Source organism: Streptomyces niveiscabiei, from assembly GCF_001419795.1.
GTDB lineage: Bacteria > Actinomycetota > Actinomycetes > Streptomycetales > Streptomycetaceae > Streptomyces > Streptomyces niveiscabiei.
In genome coordinates, this window is the sequence record NZ_LIRL01001195.1 from 1 (window position 1) to 2,843 (window position 2,843).

General features: G+C 71.7%; 2 protein-coding genes and 2 pseudogenes. All 4 read left to right on the forward strand.

Features of this window, described 5'->3' with window-relative positions; translation table 11 throughout:
* A pseudogene (locus AOK24_RS41950) lies at nt 1–193 on the forward strand (cytidine deaminase); the annotation flags it as partial.
* A gap of 148 nt (nt 194–341) precedes the next feature.
* On the forward strand, nt 342–818 hold the full coding sequence (locus AOK24_RS41955) for a hypothetical protein (RefSeq protein ID WP_055725128.1): 477 nt from the start codon (nt 342–344) through the stop codon (nt 816–818).
* 165 nt (nt 819–983) lie between these two features.
* Nucleotides 984–2,303 (forward strand): beta-xylosidase, encoded by a 1,320-nt coding sequence (locus AOK24_RS41960; protein WP_055725129.1) that lies wholly within the window; start codon nt 984–986, stop codon nt 2,301–2,303.
* A 91-nt stretch (nt 2,304–2,394) separates the two neighbouring features.
* A pseudogene (locus tag AOK24_RS41965) lies at nt 2,395–2,843 on the forward strand (WxL protein peptidoglycan domain-containing protein); the annotation flags it as partial.

A 2,843-nucleotide genomic window follows, 5' to 3' on the forward strand; every position in this document is an offset into this window, starting at 1 on the left:
CGCGCTGCGTACGGCGGTGGCGATGGCCGTCGCGTCCGGCGCCGAGTCGCTGGAGGCGGCGGCAGTGGTGACCGCCGGGGAGGACGTGACGGAGGAGGATCTCGCCGCCGTGCGGGATCTGGGGGGCGCGGGGACGCCCGTGGTGGTGGCGGGGCCGGACGGGACCGTACGGCGGACTCTCGCCGTTGGCTGAAAAGGGGCCTTGCCCTCGCGCGTCTCCCACGCATCAATGGAGCCGTTGATTCCGACGGGCCGTCAGATTTCCCCACCGGGGCCGGAGTCCGCACCCTCCCGCCCCGATCGGCCGTCCGTCTCTCCCCCCGGAAGGAGCCGGAAACTCCATGAGAGGCAAGCGAATCGGATCAGGTGCGGCACTGCTGGCCGGGGCCCTCGCGGTCACCGGGTTGGCGCTCGCTCCCACGGCAGCCGCCGTCAGCCCCACGACGGCGACGTTCACCGCCACGTGCGGCATCTTCGGCGGTGGTGCGGCCACCCTCACGGCGACCCAGACCGGGACCGCCGCCACCCTCACGCTGTCCACGACGGCGATCAAGGCACCGCTCACGATCGCCGCGAACAGCATCAACTCCACGCTCACGATGGCGAATTCGACGGGCGCGAGCCGGGTCTTCAGCGGTAACGCGAACCCGGCGATGGCCGTCAACGACCCGATCACCGTCGGCCCGCTGAACGGCACGGTGGCCTCGGGCGACAAGCTGGACATCTTCGGCGGCGGCCTGTCGATGGTCGTCTTCGGTATCACCGTCAACTGCTCGGCGACCGCCCCGCAACTCACCGGCCCGTTCATCTACGACTGAACCTCCGCACCCGCGAAGTGAGTTGACGGTCTGTCAGTTCTTCAGCTGACCGACCGTCAGCTTTGTCCGCCGAGTCCATTGACTTCTTCGGCCGCCTCCACGTCAATGCCCCCTGTCGGCGCAGAAGAGCCGCTGCGCCTTCACCCCAAGAAGGAGGGGGCACCCATGGGTCGCACACCCACTCGAAGACGGCGTCTGGTCTCACTGCTCGGGACGGCCGCGCTCGCGCTCGGCGCGGGCGGCGCGCTCGCCTGCCCCGCGTCGGCCGCGACGAACGTCGACTTCCCCACCCACTGCATCCCCCCGGCGGTCTCCGGGATCCCGCCGATCGACGGCACCACCACCGCGAAGATCGCCGTCGACAACACGTCGCCCAAGGTCGGCGACACCGTCAACGTCACCTACACGGTGGTCACTCCGGCCGCCGGCAACCCCACCGACCTGGCCCTGCCGGCCGACATCATGACCCCGACCGGGAAGGTCACCCTCGGCGGTGCCCAGACCGGCAGCGTCACGGTCGCCGGGCCCAAGAAGAACGACCCGGTGCCCGGCCGGGCACCCTTCCCGTCGTTCTCCATGACCGGGTCGTTCACCGTGACCGCGCCCGGCGCGATCACCCTCTCGCCCGGCGACTACAACATCCACACCAGCTACATCCTGGAGCTGGACACGCCCTGCACCGTCACCAACCCGCCCGCACCGGCCTCGGAGACGGTCACCGCCACGGCCAACCCGCCCGCCAACACCCGGACGATCTCACTGAGTTCGGCATCGGGCGCGCCGGGCGCGGCAGTCACCGTCAGCGGCAGCAACTTCACCGCCGGCGCGAGCGTCACCCTGGCCGGGCGCGCGGGCGCGGGCCAGACCCAGGACACGGCGACCGTGACCGCCAGCTCCAGCGGCGCGATCAGCGGTTCGCTCACCGTCAACGACCTGACCACCACCGGGATCGTCGCCTACGAGGGCAGCGCCTGGTCCGAGACGAAGGGAGCCGGACCGGCCGCGTACGTCGTCGTCAACGACACGCCCGTACCGCCCGGCAGCCAGAAGGTCACCGCCACCGTCAAGGCCGGGACGCTCGCCATGTCCCAGGCCGGTGACTCCGTCGCGCTCTCCGCCGTCGACTTCGGCAGCGGCAACGCGTCCACCGGCGCGCTCCAGACCGTCACCGTCAAGGACTTCCGCGGCGGTCCCGCGGGCTGGTCCCTGACCGGCAAGGTCACCGACTTCACCGGACCCGGCGCCAAGATCGCGGCGGGCAAGCTGAGTTGGACACCGTCCTGCACCACGAAGCCGGGCTCGCCGAGCACCTGCCAGGCGGGCAGCGCGGGCGTCGTCGGCAGCGGCGGCGCGACCCTCGCGGCCACGCCCGACGGGGCCGGAGCCGGCGGCGAGTTCACCGCGGGCGCGCAACTCTCCCTCGACGTACCGGCGTTCACGCCTCCGGGCAGCTACGCCGGCGTCCTCACCCTGACGCTGACCTGAGCGCGGGGCACCAGACGGCCGGGCGTCCACCCCACTGGTCCGCATCCGCCCGACCGTCCAACTTCCCTTCGCACCAGGGGGGTTCGTCTCCATGCGGAAGCTCTTCGGGCTCGTCCCGGTCCTGCTCCTCCTCTTGCTGCCGGCTCCGGCTCGGGCCGCCGACAACGGGAGCTGGTCCGTCTATCCGGCGTCCACGGCTGTCGCCGCCCGGCCGTACTTCTTCGTCTCCGCCGATCCCGGGCACACCGTGCGGGACAAGGTCGTCGTCGCCAACAAGACCGATCGGCCCATGCGGTTCCGGCTGTACGCGGCCGACGCGTACAACACCGCCCGCGACGGGGGGTTCGCCGTCAAGTCCGTCGGCGAGAAGATGTCGGGGGTGGGGGCCTGGGCCAAGCTGCCCGGCAGCTCCGTCAGCGTGCCGGCGCGAGGGACCGTCACCGTGCCGTTCACGATCACGGTGCCGGCCGGGGCGGAGCCCGGTGATCATCCCGGGGCGATCGTCGCGCTCGACGAGAAGGTCGAGGCGGGTGGGGGAGG

Bases quoted from the DNA above. Each gene is read 5' to 3' on its own strand.
- AOK24_RS41955 (WP_055725128.1), top strand. From the start codon at position 342: ATGAGAGGCAAGCGAATCGGATCAGGTGCGGCACTGCTGGCCGGGGCC.
- AOK24_RS41960 (WP_055725129.1), top strand. From the start codon at position 984: ATGGGTCGCACACCCACTCGAAGACGGCGTCTGGTCTCACTGCTCGGG.